We start from the raw sequence: 17,285 nt of genomic DNA, 5'->3' as shown, positions 1-17,285 counted from the left end.
ATTATTGTCTTGCTTTTATTTTTCGCCTTTAGCGGCGGTATTCGTCGCCGCAGTCACCGATAAGTTGGTAAAGGTTGCGTGACTTCGCGAGAATTGTCTCGATTTGTTGATAATCGGTTGTATCCAACGCAAAACCAAAAACAGCAGCATTATCCTCGATATGCTGAGAAATGCTCAGTCGTGCGCCAACAATGACACCAGCGACGGCAGGCTGTTCTAAAACATAACGAACTGCGATATTTGGGATGCTGACAGCGTGTTTTTCTGCAATCGACTTTAGTGTTGTGAGTAAATCTTGAAATAATTGCCATCCACCCCAAGCATCAATCATATTTTTGTACTTTCGCAAACTGACGGTATTGAGTTCACCGCCGCGTGGTTCTGATTTACCTAAATATCTTTCCGACAAAAAACCGCCGCAGAGCGAACCATAAGCAAATAGTTGTACATGATGCTGCTGGCAATACGAACTCATACACACTTGAGGACGACGGTCAATCAAAGAATATTGCACTTGATTTGATATGATATTGATACCGTTTTGAATGATTATCTCTAGATGTTCGGTATCAAAGTTTGTGAGAGCTAGGTGCTTAATCTTGCCTTCTCCCTGAAGTTCTGTCATGTACTTTAGCGCGTCTAGATAGCTGCGATCGCGGTATTCCCACCAATGAAATTGCAAAAGGTCTAACGTTTCGGTATCCATCCGGCGACGCGAGATATCAATGTTTTCGGCGACGATTTTTTTTGTCATTCTACCAGGTCTAGGAACCCATTTCGTAAAAGCCTGTATTTCAGATAACGCAGCTTTGCCGTATTTAGCTGCAAGCTGTCGCCGAAACTCACCGATAAAATCTTCAGCAGGACCGTAATGATCTGCTAAATCCCAAGTCGTGAAGCCTGCATCTTTATACTCGAACATATTCTGAATCGCAACTTGAGGGTTAATTCGCCCATGCGCGCCAGAAACTTGCCACATCCCATTCAAAATGCGGCAAATATTTAAATCTTCAGTCAATTGCAGTCTGCTCGATGTCGGTAAAATAGTCACAATCAAGGATTCCTAAATAATTATGAGGGCAGTCTCCATCGTGCCATAATGCATTACAGTGATCGCATAATCACTTGTTAGAAAAACAGGACTTACGCAACAGCTACCCCAAACAATCGCTACTTTATGAGTAGCCGTTTTTGGAGGGGGTTTGGGGGACGGTTGCGTCCCCCGATGGGGGGAATGGGGGGAAGCCCCCCAAGTCTTGGTTCTGAATTAAAACGCTAAGATTGCGTAAGTCATAAAAAAAATAGAAGTCGTATATTTCCTAGTGAGTAGATCTGCTATTAACGATAAAAAACTCACTGAAATCAACGAATAAGCCCAGTGAGTCTACAAAATTAAGTTTTTGGACGCTGTAAATTAAGAAAGAGTAAAAAAGGTCAGGGATGAAGAAGTTTCACGCTCGAAATTGAGAAAGTCAATCATCGGCTTAGCTACTAGAAGCCGTAATGTCAGGACTGTTTTACCAAGCTAGAACTCGACTATTTAACAATAAGCTGTGATATCTTCGCCACACTCGTCAGCTAAGTAGCACAACGCCCGAAAGCGCAAACCCACAACTTCTTCATAAAGTGGATTTAGCTTACACATTGGCGGAATGTGAAGTGTGCGACCAAAAAGTTTTAAATCACGCTCAAAAGGACACTGTGCAGGAATCAATTGACACAAACGGTGAGCAAATTTGCGATCGCCAACGTTGATCGTATTAACCCATTGACGTAGCGGTTGCAAAATATCAAACTTAGACGTACCGCCAGGTTGTTGTAACGGTTGGCTAGGGCTATTGGCAGCAATTGCTTGGTCAATTCCTACCCAGCTAGAAAGTAAAATTTTTGTTGTGTACTCAGATACATTCATCGTTCACTCCTCAAAAACCGCGAGGCAAATTGAACTTCTAATTCAGATCTACAAGACGCTAATCAGCGATATCGGAATCGTCCTGCTTTAAATTAAGATGCAGGCTGATATATATTGACGCAATCAATTGAGAAACGTTTCTCTATAACGTTCACATTAACTAAAAATATTGCTTGTCTGTAAGACTACTTAGCTGATCTTGTTTGTAACTTGCTATAGTTAAAAATTTAATGAAGTTAAAAATGATAGTGAGTAGATAATGTTAATTCACGGCAGAAATACAGATAATTGTTAAACATACATAGCTAGAAAGATTGAAGAAAATAAAAGTAGATGCACTCATGCATAAGGAGGATTTTTTCTATAGAAGCTTAACTTGCAACTGCAATCATCTTCGCTAATTTATTTCCAAATAAAATGGGAAGCATTACTGAACTTTGTTGAAGCACATAAACGCGTAGTTCAGTAAATTCACACATAAAGTAGGGGTCAGAGGTCAGAATTCAAAGCGAGTTGCATCAGTAAAAAACCGTCCAGAGACGTCCTCACAGACAGTTGCACTTAACGAGGGACACTCCCAAGGGCGCACTGTCCTCCGTCATCGGGGAGTTTCCAAGACAATGGAATTGATCTTCCATTATGTCTTAAGCCAATTGACTATTAGTATATTCTCAATAACGTACGACTAGCACAAATTAACTAGCTTCCCTCCCATAATACACAGAAGCCGGAAAAACACTCGTTGACAGGTATGACTGATTATTTAAAATTCTGAATTCAGCCCCCAAACCCCAAAATTGGAGACTTCTAACCCACTCTACTTTAAGTCCCCCACAAGTGGGGAGCCACTGCGCCCTTGGGAGTGTCCTCTGTTGTAGCACGTGGCGTGGATTTAGGGGGCGAGAAGCCTCAAACGCTGAATCTGCTTTTCAAATTGCCAGCAACAAATTAATTATGAGGCTACTTGCGCAGCAGTACGGCGGCGACGTCTACCATCAGCAACTTTCGTAGGTTCGTCAGGAGTTTGTAGTAATAAGGTGACAGACGGCTGACACTGAAGTTCGCGCCGGATTTCGCGATAAAGTTCGCGTTCGAGTTGTCCTTGAAGTCCCGCCCAATCGACTTCGGGTTGTTCCCCATTAGTTGCTGGCGCAAAGTCTGACCAACGATAGTGTAGGAAATTTTCGATACGCTCTTGTACCCATTTTTGCAGTAGCGATCGCTCAATTGAGATCACTACACCGCGTAGGTGAATTTCGGGTTTGATCATCAATTTTCCATTCCAGTCTACGGCGGCGGCGATGGTAACAATTCCTTCTTCTGCAAGCTGCTGGCGCTCTTTAAGAACTGTACCACTAACCATTCCAGAACCGGACGTATCGACTAACTCGATTCCTGCTGGGACTTTACCTGCGATTTGAATCGAGTCTTGGGAAACTTCAACAACATCGCCGTTACGAATAATGACCATGTTTTCTGGGGGGATTCCCATGCTTTGTGCGGTTTCGGCGTGCTTCGTTAGCATCCGATACTCGCCGTGTACGGGTAAGAAGAACTTTGGTTTAGTCAGCGCTATCATCAGCTTTTGGTCTTCCTGACAACCGTGACCCGAAACATGGATTCCCTTCTCTTTACCATAAACAACTTTTGCTCCTTGCATCATCAGGCGGTCTATAGTATTCACAACCGCAATTGTATTGCCTGGAATTGGGTTAGCTGAGAAGACGACGGTATCGCCCTCACGAATACGCAGTTGTGAATGTTCGCCCTTAGAGATTCGCGTTAAGGCTGACATTGGCTCGCCTTGAGAACCGGTCGTGAGAATGAGTACTTGCTCGTCAGGAAGCGATCGCACAACGTGCAACGGTTGTAAAAGCTCATCTTCGCATTTGATATAGCCTAAGTTCCGCGCATGAGCAATCACATTCAGCATCGAACGCCCAACGACTGAGACAACACGCTTATGCTTCTTCGCCAACTCTAAAATCATGTTGATTCGATGTACCGAGGAAGCAAAAGTTGTGATTAAAAGTCGCCCTGATGCTTGGCTAAAAATGCGGTCTAAATTAGGATAAACCGAGCGTTCTGAAGGCGTGTGTCCAGGAACTTCTGAATTAGTCGAGTCGCTAATTAAGCAGAGAACTCCTTTTTCCCCATGTTCTGCTAAACGGTGTAAATCGAAGAATTCGCCATCTACTGGAGTATGGTCAATTTTGAAGTCGCCTGTATGAATGATCGCACCTACCGGCGTATGAATTGCGACCGTAAAGCTATCAGCAATTGAGTGCGTATTGCGGATAAACTCGACTAAAAATGAGGAACCTAGGCGCACAACATCGCGGGGGCGCACGCTTCTAAGTTCAGTGCGATCGCGAACTCCTGCTTCTTCAAGTTTACCCTCTAGCATTGTCATTGCTAAGCGGGGACCATAAATGACAGGAATTTCAAATTGCTTAAGGTGAAAGGCAATTCCCCCGATATGATCTTCATGACCGTGGGTCACAATCATGCCTTTGATCTTATGGCGATTTTCCCGCAGATACGTCATGTCTGGCAGCACAATATTGACGCCATGCATTTCATCGGTAGGAAAGGCTAGCCCTGCATCTAACAGAATGATTTCATCATCATATTCAAAGACACAAGTGTTTTTCCCAATTTCATGTAGCCCACCCAGGGGAATAATTTTTACTGCTGCTGATTCGTTGTTGCTCATATTTCCCAATTTTACGTGTGAGTTTTTCCTAAAAAAGCAATGAGATTTTTGCTATTTAAGTTTTAATAAAACCTTAGAAAACACAATGAAATTGCATTTTCTAGGTGCCAATATATTTTTATCGAACTCAAATTTTATTTAGTTTTCAAAGATGAAATCACAAAATACCTGTTTCTATAAGTATCGTTTTGAGTTTTTGACTAACTTCATCCACTTCTTCATAAAGCGGTAAGCGTGTTGAACCAACTTCCCATCCTTGAAGTCTAAGCGCTGCTTTTATAGGAATTGGATTAGTTGTCGTAAATAGAGCTTTGAATAGTGGAAAAAGTTTCAAATGAATTTGAGTTGCTTTTTGAATTTGCCCTGATGTAAAAGCTTGAATCATACTTTGTAGCTGCGTGCCTACCAAATGACTTGCAACACTCACTACACCGCTACCACCAACTGATAATAACGGTAATGTCAAGGAATCATCACCTGAGTATAGTTTGAATTCACTGGGAGTTATCCGGCGAATTTCACTGGCTTGGTCAAGATTACCACTTGATTCTTTGATCCCTACTATGTTTTCTATCTCCGCCAACCGCGCTACTGTATCAGGATGGACATTGATGCCAGTGCGCCCGGGCACGTTATACAAAATAATTGGTATTTCAGGACAAGAAGAGGCGATCGCCTTAAAGTGTTGATAGATACCAGCTTGTGGTGGCTTATTGTAGTAAGGAACAATTTGTAAAGATCCATGTACTCCTATTTTAGCGGCTTTTTGCGTAGCTGCGATCGCTTCTTTTGTCGAATTCGACCCTGTTCCTGCCATTACCAAAGCTTTTCCCGCTACGGCTTTGAGGATGACTTGAAATAACTCGTACTCTTCATCCCAAGAAAGTGTGGGTGATTCGCCAGTTGTCCCACAGACGACTATCGTATCTGTCCCGTTTCCAGCCAGATACACTGCTAGTTGCTCCGCTACAGCATAATTGACGCTGCCATCTTCTGTAAATGGCGTAATCATCGCGGTTACAACTCGTCCAAAATCTATCACCCTTCAACTCCTCATTCGTAGCGGTTAGCACCTATGTATTATTAACTATTACCCACGATTACTTGTTGCTGATAGTTGATTTTCAGATGTTGCTGGTTGTAACCAGTTTTTTTCGATCAACACTTCGGCAATCTGTACCGCATTTAAAGCTGCGCCTTTGCGGATTTGGTCGCCACAAAGCCATATTTCTAAGCCGTGTGGATGCGAAATATCTTGGCGAATACGCCCAACCAGAACGGGGTCGCGACCTGTCGCCTCAATTGGCATGGGGAAATGGTTGGCTTGCCAGTCTTCGATAATTTGCACTCCAGGAGCGTTTTGCAGAATTTCTTTTGCTTCTTGGACACTCATCGGTGTCTCAAATTCTAAGTTTATTGCTTCTGAGTGCGCGCGCAAGACGGGAACCCGAACACAAGTTGCTGTGACTCGAATGTTTTGGTCATTAAAAATCTTACGAGTTTCGTTGACCATTTTCATTTCTTCCTCGCAGTATCCCAAGTCATTTAGCGGGGAATTGTGCGGAAACAAGTTGAAAGCTAACGGATAAGGCAAAATCTCAGCGACTGGTGTTTCTCCATTTAAGATCGCCTGCGCTTGGATTTTTACTTCTTCCATTGCTCTAGCCCCAGCACCACTGGCAGATTGATAAGTGGCTGCAACAATGCGCTGTACGCGCTTGACTTGGTGTAATGGCCAAACTGCGACAGTCATGAGAATAGTCGTACAATTGGGATTAGCAATGATTCCTTGATGACGAGCAGCCGCTTGGGGATTGACTTCGGGAACGACTAAGGGAACGTGTGGTTCCATACGAAAAGCGCTGGAATTATCAATCACAACCGCACCCGCCGCAACGGCTTTTGCTGCCCATGCTTTGGCAGTAGAACCGCCTGCTGATGCCAAAACGATATCTACGTTATCAAATGCGCGATCGCTGACTGCTTCTACAACAATGTTTTCTCCTTGAAACGGCAAACTCTTACCTGCACTTCGAGGAGATGCTAAAAGCTTTAAGCTAGCGACGGGGAAGTTTCTACTAGCTAGTAAATCTAGTAGCTCTGCACCAACAGCACCTGTCGCGCCTAAAATAGCAATACGATATGATTTTGACAAATGTCCTCCTTAGCCGGCTTATTTAATTAACTTATCTTTATAAAGAGTGCTATACACTTTTTCTAATTTCAGGTTTATCCCTTATCAGTTTTTATTGGAGATATTAGTTTTCCCAACTAACAATAAAAAATTACTATATGTAGACATTTTTTAATTATTTTTAAGCTAGTCAGCAGTAGATAGCATACCTTTCTATCTTAAACTAATTTTAACAATCTAAATAATAACTCTATGTTTGTGCAGGTTCACAGTAATAACAAGTATCCTACTCCCAGAGGCGGCTACTAATAGGGGTATAAGATATCAACGCATCGACCATCAAACATCTAGGTAATCGAATAGTTTTAGTGGTTTATGCACAAGCGCGTCGTCAACAAGCTTGCTTGTAGCGTATATCAGCATAATTTTATAGTTAAAACATTTAGGATAGCTGCCTGCTACTTTAACCCAAGCCTGCAACTGCTGTACATCGCCTTGCCATCCAAGTGGCGAATTAAAATGCTCTTTCATTGATATAAAGAGTAATGTAGCTTCCTATAGATTCTGTGCAGATACTCCTTAGCAGACACTAAGCTTAAAGATAGAATGGTTTAATGCTCAGGGGCTAATAACGAGTAGCTATTGATTTGATTAAGAATTGCTTGAGTAGTCAAAATTGTTCGGAAATACAAGCGCAACATGAAAGTCACCCAGGAAAAACTTCCCGCTAGTCAAATTGGTTTGGATATAGAAATTCCTGCCGAAAAGTCGCAACAGACCTATGACCAGGTTATTCAGAAACTTACGCGCACCATGAATGTTCCTGGGTTTCGCAAAGGTAAAGTACCGCGCCAAATCCTACTACAACGTTTAGGTGCGGTGCAGGTTAAAGCCGCAGCCTTAGAGGAACTCATTCAAACTGGAATTACAGAAGCGATCAAGCAAGAAGCTATACAGGCGATCGGTCAACCGCAATTACGCTCGTCATTTGAAGAATTGATCGCTCAATACGAACCAGGAAAAGCTTTGCACTTCTTAGCTGCGGTTGATGTTCAACCCGAAGTCAACCTGACGCAGTACACTGGTTTACAAGTAAAAGCCGAGGAAGTCAAATACAACCCCGAAAAAGTTGATAAGCTTATTGCCGAACAACAAAGTGAAATGGCGCCTTTGATTCCTGTAGAGGGACGAGCCGCGCAGCTTGGAGATGTCGCAATAGTAAACTTCAAAGGCTATTTAGCTCAAGAAGCCGAAGCAGAACCGCAAGAAATTGCTGGTGCATCAGCTGACGACTTTCAATTAGAACTGCAACAAGAACGCTTTATCCCTGGGTTTATCGATGGAATCGTCGGAATGCAGCCAGGCGAAACCAAAGAAGTTTCGGCGCAGTTTCCTGAAGATTATCCTCAGCCAGATGTCGCAGGGCGTGCAGCAGTTTTCACTGTGACGTTGAAAGAGCTTAAAGAAAAAGAACTTCCAGAACTTGATGATGATTTCGCGCAAGAAGTGAGCGAGTTTGAAACGCTGGAGGAATTACGCAGTTCATTAGAGGAACGCTTTAGAGGAGAAGCCGAGCGACAAACGAAAGCAAATAAAGAAAAGGCTTTAACAGATGAATTAGTTAAACATCTGGAAGTAGACTTACCTGAAACGCTCATCGAACAAGAAGTCAATGCCATGCTGACACAAGCCGCTGTGCAGTTAAGTCAACAAGGAATTGATGTTAAAAAATTATTTACGCAAGAAAGTGTTGCTAAGTTAAGAGAAAACTCTCGTCCAGAAGCGATTGAGCGACTAAGAAGCGCATTGGCACTTCAGGAAGTCGCTCGACGCGAGTCAATAACAGTTGAGAAATCTGAAGTAGAAGCGAAAGCTAAAGAAATTTTATCGCAGTACTCAAACGAAGATATCGACGTTAATAGATTGCGTGAAGTTGTAGAAGAAGACCTTCTCAAAGAAAAAATTATGAGTTGGCTAGAAGAACACAATACAGTGGAATTGCTACCTGAAGGCTCGTTAAATGCTTCGGAAGCATCAACTGAAGATGAACCTGTAGAAGCTGCTGCTGAGATTGAGACGAGCGATCGCCCAGCCCCGACTAAGGAAATTGAGGCATTGTGAGCATTGCTGAGTTAAAATTCCTGAACTTTACTGAATACTGAAACGGCAGTAGAGGTTGAGTCATACGATAAATCTGCCCAGCAAGAAATATCTTGCCTAAGCTGCAAGCGCAAAGACACTCTTGCAGCTATCTTTGAAACAGAGAAACAATGTATTTTATCGAAGTATATTGTTTCTTCAAGTTATGAAAATATCCCAAAGTTAACTCTTTAATGAATAAGGCATAATAGTTCACAGGTGGTGCATTCGATAACATGAACTGCAAAGCGCTGTAAATAGTTTAAATGCACGACACATTCAGTATCATTCTGAGACACTGTGATATGCTCGTATCTCAAACTTCAAATCACCCGATAACTAGTTCACACTCCTTAGAAATCAACTCGCTTGGTGCCAGCAATATTGTCCCCATGGTTGTAGAGCAATCGGGTATGGGAGAGCGGGCATTTGACATCTACTCAAGACTACTCAGAGAGCGAATTATCTTTTTGGGAACTCAGGTAGATGACGCTGTAGCCGACTCAATTGTTGCACAATTGCTATTCTTAGATGCAGAAGACCCTGAAAAAGATATTCAACTTTATATCAATTCCCCAGGGGGATCGGTAACAGCAGGTATGGCAATTTATGACACAATGCAGCAAATTCGCTGTGATGTTGCTACGATCTGCTTTGGGCTGGCTGCAAGTATGGGTGCTTTCCTCTTAGCAGCAGGAGCACACGGCAAGCGGATGTCACTACCCAATTCGCGGATCATGATTCACCAACCATTAGGTGGCGCTCAAGGGCAAGCAGTAGATATTGAAATTCAAGCCAAAGAGATCCTATACCTCAAGCGCAAGCTTAATGAAATCTTGGCTTATCACACCGGTAAACCTCTAGAGCGCATTGAAGCTGATACTGAAAGAGACTTTTTCATGTCCGCTGAAGAGGCTAAGAACTACGGTTTGATCGACCAAGTGATCTCTAAACAAAATCTCCCCAAAGCCAACGAACCAGTAAGCACAGTAAATTAAGAGGCAGGTATGTCAAAGTACGACTCCCATTTAAAATGTTCATTCTGCGGCAAATCACAAGAGCAGGTGCGCAAGCTAATTGCTGGACCGGGAGTCTACATCTGTGACGAATGTGTTGACTTATGTAACGAGATATTAGATGAGGAATTGCTCGACTCGAAGGAAACTGCCCCACAGCCACCAAATCGAGTCGAAGCTCCACCAAAGCGGCGAACTCGTGCGAGTAATTTCTCATTTAGCCAAATGCCCAAGCCACGCGAGATCAAAAAACATCTTGACGATCATGTTATTGGTCAAGATGAGGCAAAAAAAGTGCTGTCGGTTGCTGTTTATAACCACTACAAACGGTTAAGTTTAGTACAAGCCAAAAATAGTGGTAAGGCATCGTCAGAAGAGGCAGTAGAACTTCAAAAATCAAATATTCTCTTAATTGGTCCTACCGGCTGCGGCAAAACGCTTTTAGCACAAACTTTAGCAAAGATATTAGATGTGCCTTTTGCGGTAGCTGATGCGACAACGCTAACCGAAGCAGGATATGTTGGCGAAGACGTTGAAAATATTTTGCTGCGACTATTGCAAGTCGCGGACTTGGATGTAGAAGAAGCGCAGCGCGGCATTATCTACATTGATGAGATTGATAAAATCGCGCGCAAGAGTGAAAATCCTTCGATTACACGCGATGTCTCTGGTGAGGGAGTGCAACAAGCGTTACTGAAAATGCTAGAAGGAACTCTAGCCAATGTACCGCCACAAGGAGGACGCAAGCATCCTTATCAAGACTGTATTCAAATCGATACGAGCAATATTTTATTTATTTGCGGTGGTGCGTTTGTTGGTTTGGAAAAAGTCGTCGAACAGCGGACTGGCAAAAAATCGATGGGCTTCATTCAACCAGGAGAAAGCTCGTCACGCGATCAGCGCACAGCAGACGTCCTCAGGCACTTAGAACCGGATGACCTCGTGAAGTTTGGGATGATTCCTGAGTTTATTGGTAGGGTACCAGTAGTAGCAGTACTTGACCCGCTCGACGAAGAAGCCTTAATGGCGATTTTGACGCAGCCACGCAGTGCATTGGTGAAGCAGTATCAAAAATTACTCAAGATGGACAATGTGCAACTTGAGTTTAAACCCGATGCATTACGGGCGATCGCGCAAGAAGCCTATCGCCGCAAAACGGGTGCAAGAGCATTACGCGGTATCGTTGAAGAATTAATGCTAGATGTGATGTACGAGTTGCCTTCGCGCAAAGATGTCACGCGCTGTACTGTTACACCTGAAATGGTAGAAAAACGCTCGACAGCAGAATTATTAGTGCATCCTTCATCCTTACCTAAGCCAGAATCAGCGTAGCTACCCCATCAGACATTTTGCAAAAGTTGCCAATCAGTCGTAGGTTAAAAGTAAAGGAATATTTCTATACCTTTAGCTGTACTTCAAATACATAACATCTCTTTTTGCCAAAGTCTGAGAAAAATGCCTTACATTGATGTTCGCGGTGTAGAACATTACTATGAGTGGATTCGGACGCCAAGTTTGGAATCCCAAGCTAAACCTGTGATGGTATTTGTCCACGGATGGGCTGGTTCTGCGCGGTATTGGCAAAGTGTAGCTCATGCTCTGGCAGATAGTTTTGACTGTTTACTTTACGATTTGCGAGGATTTGGCAGATCTCAAGGTAAATCGCCTTTACTATCGACAAGTATTGCAGTTGCTGACTCAGAAATTCCGCAAGAAGAATCAGCAGCAGTGCAAGAATTAACCTACGAGTTGGCAGAATACGCAGACGACTTGGCAGCACTATTAGATCAATTGCAACTTCAGCAAGTCTACATTAACGCGCATTCGATGGGCGCATCGGTTGCCACTTTATTTCTGAACCGCTACCCACAACGAGTACACCGCGCAATTCTTACGTGTAGTGGAATTTTTGAGTACGATGAAAAAGCTTTTGCTGCCTTTCATAAGTTTGGCGGCTATGTTGTCAAGTTTCGCCCAAAGTGGTTGAGTAAAATCCCTTTTGTAGACCGGATGTTTATTGCGCGGTTTTTACATCGTCCGATCCCAGCGGCGGAACGTAAAGCTTTCTTACAAGATTTTCTTGTTGCTGATTATCAGGCGGCTTTAGGGACAATCTTTACTTCGGTGAGTAAACAAGCGGCTGAAGTTATGCCGCAAGAATTCGCGCGGATTGCAGTACCAACACTGTTAGTCGCTGGAGAATATGACAAAATTATTCCTGCCGAAATGGGACGCCAAGCTGCGGCGTTAAACCCCTTAGTTGAATATGTCATGATTCCTAACACGGCTCATTTCCCCATGCTAGAAGATGCAGAAACTTATCTGCAAAAAGTGCGTGCATTCTTGCAAATCGAGCAGCCAGTCAAGATTGCTGGTTGAAGGAATGAGTAGCGAATGTGGCAACAGTTAACCTCCGTTATTGTGGGAACATTCCTAACTTTGTTTCCAGTGACTAATCCAGTCGGTGCAATCCCGATTTTTTATGGTCTGACAGGCGCAACCACAAAATTTTATCGCCTCCGCCAGGCGCGTCAGACAGCAATTAATGTTGTTTTAGTTTTGGGAGTCTTTTTACTAGCAGGCAGAGAAATACTCAGCTTTTTTGGGATCTCGCTAGGAGTTTTGCGGATTGCTGGTGGTTTACTAATTGCGCATACGGCTTGGGAAATGGTGACAGCGCGTCAAAGACTTACTACTCCAGAAAGCGATGAAGCGCTTGACAAGGACGATATTTCTTTTACACCAATGGCAATTCCGATCATTAGTGGTCCTGGCGCGATCGGTGTCGTGATTGGTTTTGCGGCGAGTAACAGCGGATGGATTGATAATATCGGTTGCTTAGCTGGAATCGTCTTGCTTGGGGTGACGATTTACTTGTGCCTAGCTTTGGGAGAACCTTTAGTTGGTATATTAGGCAAAAATGGTTTGGGAGCGTTAAATCGAGTCCTTGGTTTTTTTATTTTGGCGATCGCTGTACAATTTATCGCCGATGGTACGGTTACGCTCTTAAGAGAAGCAGCACCAAATTTATTGCGGTGAAAAAACCCTTGAATATGACTTCTATACCAACGGTCAATAAACCTGTTTTAACGCTAAAATCCTAGCCTCTGAACCCTGAACGGTAGGTTTGCGCTGCGGCGCGCTCCCCGATTCCTACTATAATCCCAGTTCGCGCTTGAGAAAATCAATTGATTTTTCGCTGATGTAATTCTCGCTGCAAATGAGTTGCGGCGGACGAATAATGTCTTCTCTAGCAGCTTGGACGGCTGCTTTCACCGCAGGAAAACTTGCTTGATCAAAACTGATGATAACTTGCGCACTTTTGACAATCGCGTTGAGTTTATAGTTATCGCCGAGTTGGGCGCTCATCACTAAGAGTTCATCACCTCTAAGACTGTAGGCAATGACTTCTGCGGCGCGAAGAATACCAGAACTCAAGCTGACCATGCCCAGGCTAGTGCCTTTAGGGAGTTTTTTCAAGAGTTGTATTTCTTTGGCATAGTCGTAAATATCAATAGGAATAACGCGGACGGACTTTGGTGCGGCGATCGCTTCGGCGCGAGCAATAAAATACCGAGTTGTCACCACGGTCCCTGCCGGAGTTTGCTCTAGTACTTGCGCTAATTCCTCTAACGGAACTAATTGTACAGGTCGTTGAATTGATTGCTCAAGTTCGTCAACCATTAACCTACCCGCACCAATATCATCGGCTGGAACAGTTACCAATACTCGCGCACTTGATCGCAACCGCCAGTCAATTTCTGCTAAAAATAGGTCTCTTGCTTGATTTAAAGAACAACCTGCTTTAAGTAGCTCATCAAGACTATTCTGTACAATTCTTTCGGCTTGGGGATATTTTTCCAAGATCGGAATTGGTGCTGGGTTACGCATCGATGGCTGGGCGCGGACGTAAATACCAGAACCCGCACGGCTTTCAACAAGTCCGTCTTCCTCTAAATGGCGATAGACTTTGCTGATCGTGTTTCGGTGTAACCCTGTTTGCATCGCGAGGGCGCGTGTACTTGGAAGTCTGTGACCTGGGGGAAATTGTCGCGATGTAATTGCGTACCAAATTTGATTAAGTAACTGAGTTGAAGCTGGAATTTCACTATCTGGTTGGATATGAAACTGAACCATTGTTCCTCCAAAAGACAATCTGCGGCAAAAACCAAAAAAGATGTTTGATCCTGAGATGGTTGCTTACAGATTGACTATGAACAGACGAAAATACAGAAGATATACAAGGTTTGCAGCCACGAGTAAGGCATATTTGTTCGGTTAAAAGTGAACTGTGCTTAAAATCTTTACTTTATTTGTTGGTTTCTCGCCAAATCTGCATAAGTTCTCAACATTTAGCAAAGTTTCTTTAATATTTAAGTGGCTGTGCTACGCTCCGATAAATAGATGGACATAATTAAATATCTCGCGTATTGATATTGGGTCATAGATAATGGGGAGCCAGTACGCCCTTGGAGGTGTTCGCGCGTGAGAGCAGCTGATGTTAATAGAAAAGCCTTTAGCACTTGGCGATAAGCATTTAGCTATTTAAACAACTGCTAATAGCTAATCGCTATTTAATGATCCGTTACCAGTGACCAACTCCCATACGATAGTAAACACATTCGTCATGACTAGCATAGAAATTCGTTCTTCTCATGTAAAAGTTCCTAACGGCGACCTTCAAGTTCCAGCTTATCTGACGATGCCTGTCGGTGAAGGTTCTTATCCAGGTATTATTGTCATTCAGGAGGTTTTTGGTGTTAATGAACACATTCGCGACGTAACAGAAAGAATCGCCAAAGAAGGATATGTTGCGATCGCCCCCGCAATTTTTCACCGTGTCGCGCCAAATTTTGAAGTCGGTTACTCGCCACAAGATCTTGAACTGGGAAGAAAATACAAGCAACAAACCAAAGCAGCCGAACTTTTGAGTGATATCCAAGCGGCAATTGACTACCTCAAAGATCTACCACAAGTCAGAAAAGACGGTTTTGGGTGTATTGGCTTTTGCTTCGGCGGTCATGTTGCTTATTTAGCGGCTACACTCCAAGATATTCAAGCAACCGCGTCTTTCTACGGGGCAGGGCTAACAAGTCAAACGCCTGGAGGTGGTGCGCCCACAATTACGCGGACTCCAGAAATCAGCGGCACGATTTATGCTTTCTTTGGGATGCAAGATGCGAGTATTCCAGCAGCGGATGTCGATCAGATTGAGGCAGAGTTAAAGAAATATCAAGTTTCCCACAAGATCTTTCGCTATGCGCAAGCGGATCATGGTTTTTTCTGCGATCGCCGCGCTAGCTATAATCCCGAAGCTGCGGCTGATGCTTGGGAACACGTCAAAAGACTATTTCAGCAGCATCTCAAGGAAGCGTAAAGCACCTGCTCTAGATTTAGAGAACATACAATTAATAGTTGAGTGCGTAAATAAGTTGGGTAATAGGTAATAGGGAAGCATTGAGAATTTAGCAATTAAACAGAAGCTAATAGCCAATTGTAATTTGTTAGTAACCAATTACCAGTTACCAATGACTAGCCTGCCTTTAAGTTACATTAATTTCATTTTGTTTTGATACCTCATGACATCTCAATCTCAGCCTTCTTCTACTAGTTCATCCTTTTCTATGGATGATTTTGCCAAAGCCTTAGACCAACAAGATTTTCAATTTAGCAAAGGACAAATAGTGCGTGGGAAGGTATTTCAATACGAAAGCGATGGTGCTTATGTAGATATTGGCGGAAAATCCGCAGCTTTCATCCCTTTAACTGAAGTTGGTTTGCACTCCGTGAGCGATCTATCTACCGTTTTACCGTTGCAGGAAGAACAAGAATTTTTGATTATCCGTGAGCAAAATGCGGATGGACAAGTCACGCTATCACGCCGCCAACTGCAAATCAAACAACTGTGGCAACAGCTAGGAGAAATGCAAGAAGACGGCAAAAGCTTGGAAGTACGTGTTAAGGGAGTCAATAAAGGTGGCGTTACCGTTGATGTGCAAGGATTACGTGGGTTTATTCCGCGATCGCACTTACTCGAACGTGAAAATTTGGAAAATCTCGTCGGGCAAAATCTCAACGCGAGTTTGCTAGAGGTCAATCGCGACAATAATAAACTTGTTCTATCGCAACGTCTTGCTACGCGATCACAAGCGATGACTCAGTTTGAGCCTGGGCAAGTTGTAACCGGCAAAATTAGCGCAATTAAGCCGTTTGGCGTCTTTGTTGAATTAGATGGAATTAACGGTTTACTGCACATCAAGCAAATTAGTCAAAACTATGTCGAATCTTTGCCTTCACTTTTCCAAACAGGGCAGGAAATTTCGGCAGTTGTCGTGGATGTTGATGAAAGCCAAAGTCGAATTTCCCTTTCCACAAGGGTTCTAGAAAATTATCCTGGCGAAATGCTGGAAAAAAGAGACGAGGTAATGGCAAGTGTAGAAGCGAGGGCAAATCGCGCCCGCAAAAAATTACTCGAATAGTTGTTTTTTATAAAGTCAGCGGTAAAATTGAGCGCAATCTTTGCCAAGATAAGATTGTTTGCCAGCAATCTAATTTGCAAAAATGGGCATGACAGTAAAATCATCCGACAGCGCTGATAGCTTTCTCATTCTCATCTTGCCAGTCGCGCTAGCGATTACTTTTCTCTTTTCCACCTGGCGATTGCTCCTAGCAATTGCTGGTTTTGTTGCGCTTTTGAATATTTTCCAACGCTATCGATGGCAAAAGTGGAGCAAAACCCTCAACCCGACTTTCCACAAATTGATTCAAGAAAATCAAGGACGAATTACAACGCTTGATTTGGCAATGCGCGCTAATCTTTCAGCCGCAAAGGCAAAACGTTACCTCGATTACAAAGCAGCAGAATTTGGCGCGCGGGTACTTGAACCAGAAAATGGCAGTAGTGGCTATTTCTTTGTCACGGCTAGAACTCTTGGTAGTATTTTCGATGACAGCGAACCGCCTTTGTCTTTGCCCGAACCTGAATTTGAGCAAAAGACGCTTGTAGAAGACTTGCCTGCATTAGAAGAAAACCAAGTCCAAGAACCAGAGGAAAACGAAGTAGCAACTCCAGAACAGACAACTATTGCGGAGGCTGAGACTTCTAGCCCTGACACGCCTACTCACGTTCAAGTAGCACCAGAATCACTTCTGCAATCTGAACTTGCGAAGCGATTAGACGTAAATTCGAGTACAGTTTACAAACATCGCTCTAATCCAGATTTTGCGGAATGGAGTCGCAGCCGCGATCCAGAGGGAATTGCTTGGGAGTACTCGTCAGAGGAAAAGCGTTTTTTTCCGATCGCAGTTGAACAATAGTCATTGAGCTATTAGACAGTAACATTATCCCCCTGACTTTGAGTTTAAGGA

15 protein-coding genes are annotated in these 17,285 nt (G+C 43.4%); 8 read left to right on the top strand and 7 right to left on the bottom strand.

Going from position 1 to position 17,285, the window contains the following annotated elements:
• Positions 1-28: 28 nt before the first annotated feature.
• The 6 genes from NIES1031_RS04425 to NIES1031_RS24710 all read right to left on the bottom strand — a co-directional run bounded on the left by NIES1031_RS04425 (position 29) and on the right by NIES1031_RS24710 (position 7,293).
• Positions 29-1,051 (bottom strand): aldo/keto reductase, encoded by a 1,023-nt coding sequence (locus NIES1031_RS04425; RefSeq protein ID WP_236738718.1) that lies wholly within the window; start codon positions 1,049-1,051, stop codon positions 29-31.
• Between the two features lie 489 nt (positions 1,052-1,540).
• Entirely contained in the window at positions 1,541-1,912 is a 372-nt protein-coding gene (locus NIES1031_RS04420) for a Mo-dependent nitrogenase C-terminal domain-containing protein (protein WP_073548285.1), read from the bottom strand.
• A gap of 952 nt (positions 1,913-2,864) precedes the next feature.
• Positions 2,865-4,628: a ribonuclease J gene (locus tag NIES1031_RS04415; protein ID WP_073548284.1), complete on the bottom strand. Its 1,764-nt coding sequence runs from the start codon at positions 4,626-4,628 to the stop codon at positions 2,865-2,867.
• A gap of 157 nt (positions 4,629-4,785) precedes the next feature.
• Complete coding sequence (dapA, locus tag NIES1031_RS04410) at positions 4,786-5,670, bottom strand: 4-hydroxy-tetrahydrodipicolinate synthase (RefSeq protein ID WP_073548283.1); 885 nt, start codon at positions 5,668-5,670, stop codon at positions 4,786-4,788.
• Positions 5,671-5,718: 48 nt separating this feature from the next.
• Positions 5,719-6,783, bottom strand: coding sequence for an aspartate-semialdehyde dehydrogenase (locus tag NIES1031_RS04405; RefSeq protein WP_073548282.1), 1,065 nt, complete (start codon positions 6,781-6,783; stop codon positions 5,719-5,721).
• A 318-nt stretch (positions 6,784-7,101) separates the two neighbouring features.
• Positions 7,102-7,293, bottom strand: coding sequence for a hypothetical protein (locus NIES1031_RS24710; protein WP_073548281.1), 192 nt, complete (start codon positions 7,291-7,293; stop codon positions 7,102-7,104).
• Between the two features lie 168 nt (positions 7,294-7,461).
• Here NIES1031_RS24710 and tig point away from each other — a divergent pair, with 168 nt between their 5' ends.
• The 5 genes from tig to NIES1031_RS04375 all read left to right on the top strand — a co-directional run bounded on the left by tig (position 7,462) and on the right by NIES1031_RS04375 (position 12,956).
• Positions 7,462-8,883, top strand: coding sequence for a trigger factor (gene tig, locus NIES1031_RS04395; protein WP_073548280.1), 1,422 nt, complete (start codon positions 7,462-7,464; stop codon positions 8,881-8,883).
• A 323-nt stretch (positions 8,884-9,206) separates the two neighbouring features.
• Positions 9,207-9,899 (top strand): ATP-dependent Clp endopeptidase proteolytic subunit ClpP, encoded by a 693-nt coding sequence (gene clpP, locus NIES1031_RS04390; RefSeq protein WP_073548279.1) that lies wholly within the window; start codon positions 9,207-9,209, stop codon positions 9,897-9,899.
• Between the two features lie 9 nt (positions 9,900-9,908).
• Positions 9,909-11,249 (top strand): ATP-dependent protease ATP-binding subunit ClpX, encoded by a 1,341-nt coding sequence (gene clpX, locus NIES1031_RS04385; protein ID WP_073548278.1) that lies wholly within the window; start codon positions 9,909-9,911, stop codon positions 11,247-11,249.
• Between the two features lie 123 nt (positions 11,250-11,372).
• Positions 11,373-12,296: an alpha/beta fold hydrolase gene (locus NIES1031_RS04380; protein WP_073548277.1), complete on the top strand. Its 924-nt coding sequence runs from the start codon at positions 11,373-11,375 to the stop codon at positions 12,294-12,296.
• Between the two features lie 15 nt (positions 12,297-12,311).
• Positions 12,312-12,956, top strand: a complete 645-nt coding sequence (locus tag NIES1031_RS04375; protein ID WP_073548276.1) for a MarC family protein — start codon at positions 12,312-12,314, stop codon at positions 12,954-12,956.
• A 117-nt stretch (positions 12,957-13,073) separates the two neighbouring features.
• Here the strand turns inward: NIES1031_RS04375 and NIES1031_RS04370 are convergent, their stop codons facing one another.
• On the bottom strand, positions 13,074-14,054 hold the full coding sequence (locus tag NIES1031_RS04370; protein WP_073548275.1) for a GntR family transcriptional regulator: 981 nt from the start codon (positions 14,052-14,054) through the stop codon (positions 13,074-13,076).
• A 490-nt stretch (positions 14,055-14,544) separates the two neighbouring features.
• On the opposite strand from NIES1031_RS04370, the gene NIES1031_RS04365 reads away from it, so the two are divergent.
• From NIES1031_RS04365 to NIES1031_RS04355, 3 genes are all read left to right on the top strand, one after another.
• On the top strand, positions 14,545-15,294 hold the full coding sequence (locus NIES1031_RS04365; protein ID WP_073548274.1) for a dienelactone hydrolase family protein: 750 nt from the start codon (positions 14,545-14,547) through the stop codon (positions 15,292-15,294).
• Positions 15,295-15,496: 202 nt separating this feature from the next.
• Positions 15,497-16,396 carry a S1 RNA-binding domain-containing protein gene (locus NIES1031_RS04360; RefSeq protein ID WP_073548273.1) on the top strand — a complete coding sequence of 300 codons (900 nt, stop codon included), beginning with the start codon at positions 15,497-15,499 and terminating at the stop codon, positions 16,394-16,396.
• An 88-nt stretch (positions 16,397-16,484) separates the two neighbouring features.
• A complete protein-coding gene (locus NIES1031_RS04355) occupies positions 16,485-17,234 on the top strand; it encodes a hypothetical protein (protein WP_073548272.1) in 750 nt (249 codons plus the stop codon).
• Positions 17,235-17,285: the final 51 nt, after the last annotated feature.

The sequence above is a fragment of the Chroogloeocystis siderophila 5.2 s.c.1 genome (assembly GCF_001904655.1).
GTDB classification, from domain to species: domain Bacteria; phylum Cyanobacteriota; class Cyanobacteriia; order Cyanobacteriales; family Chroococcidiopsidaceae; genus Chroogloeocystis; species Chroogloeocystis siderophila.
This window is presented reverse-complemented; position numbering and strand designations above follow the sequence as displayed.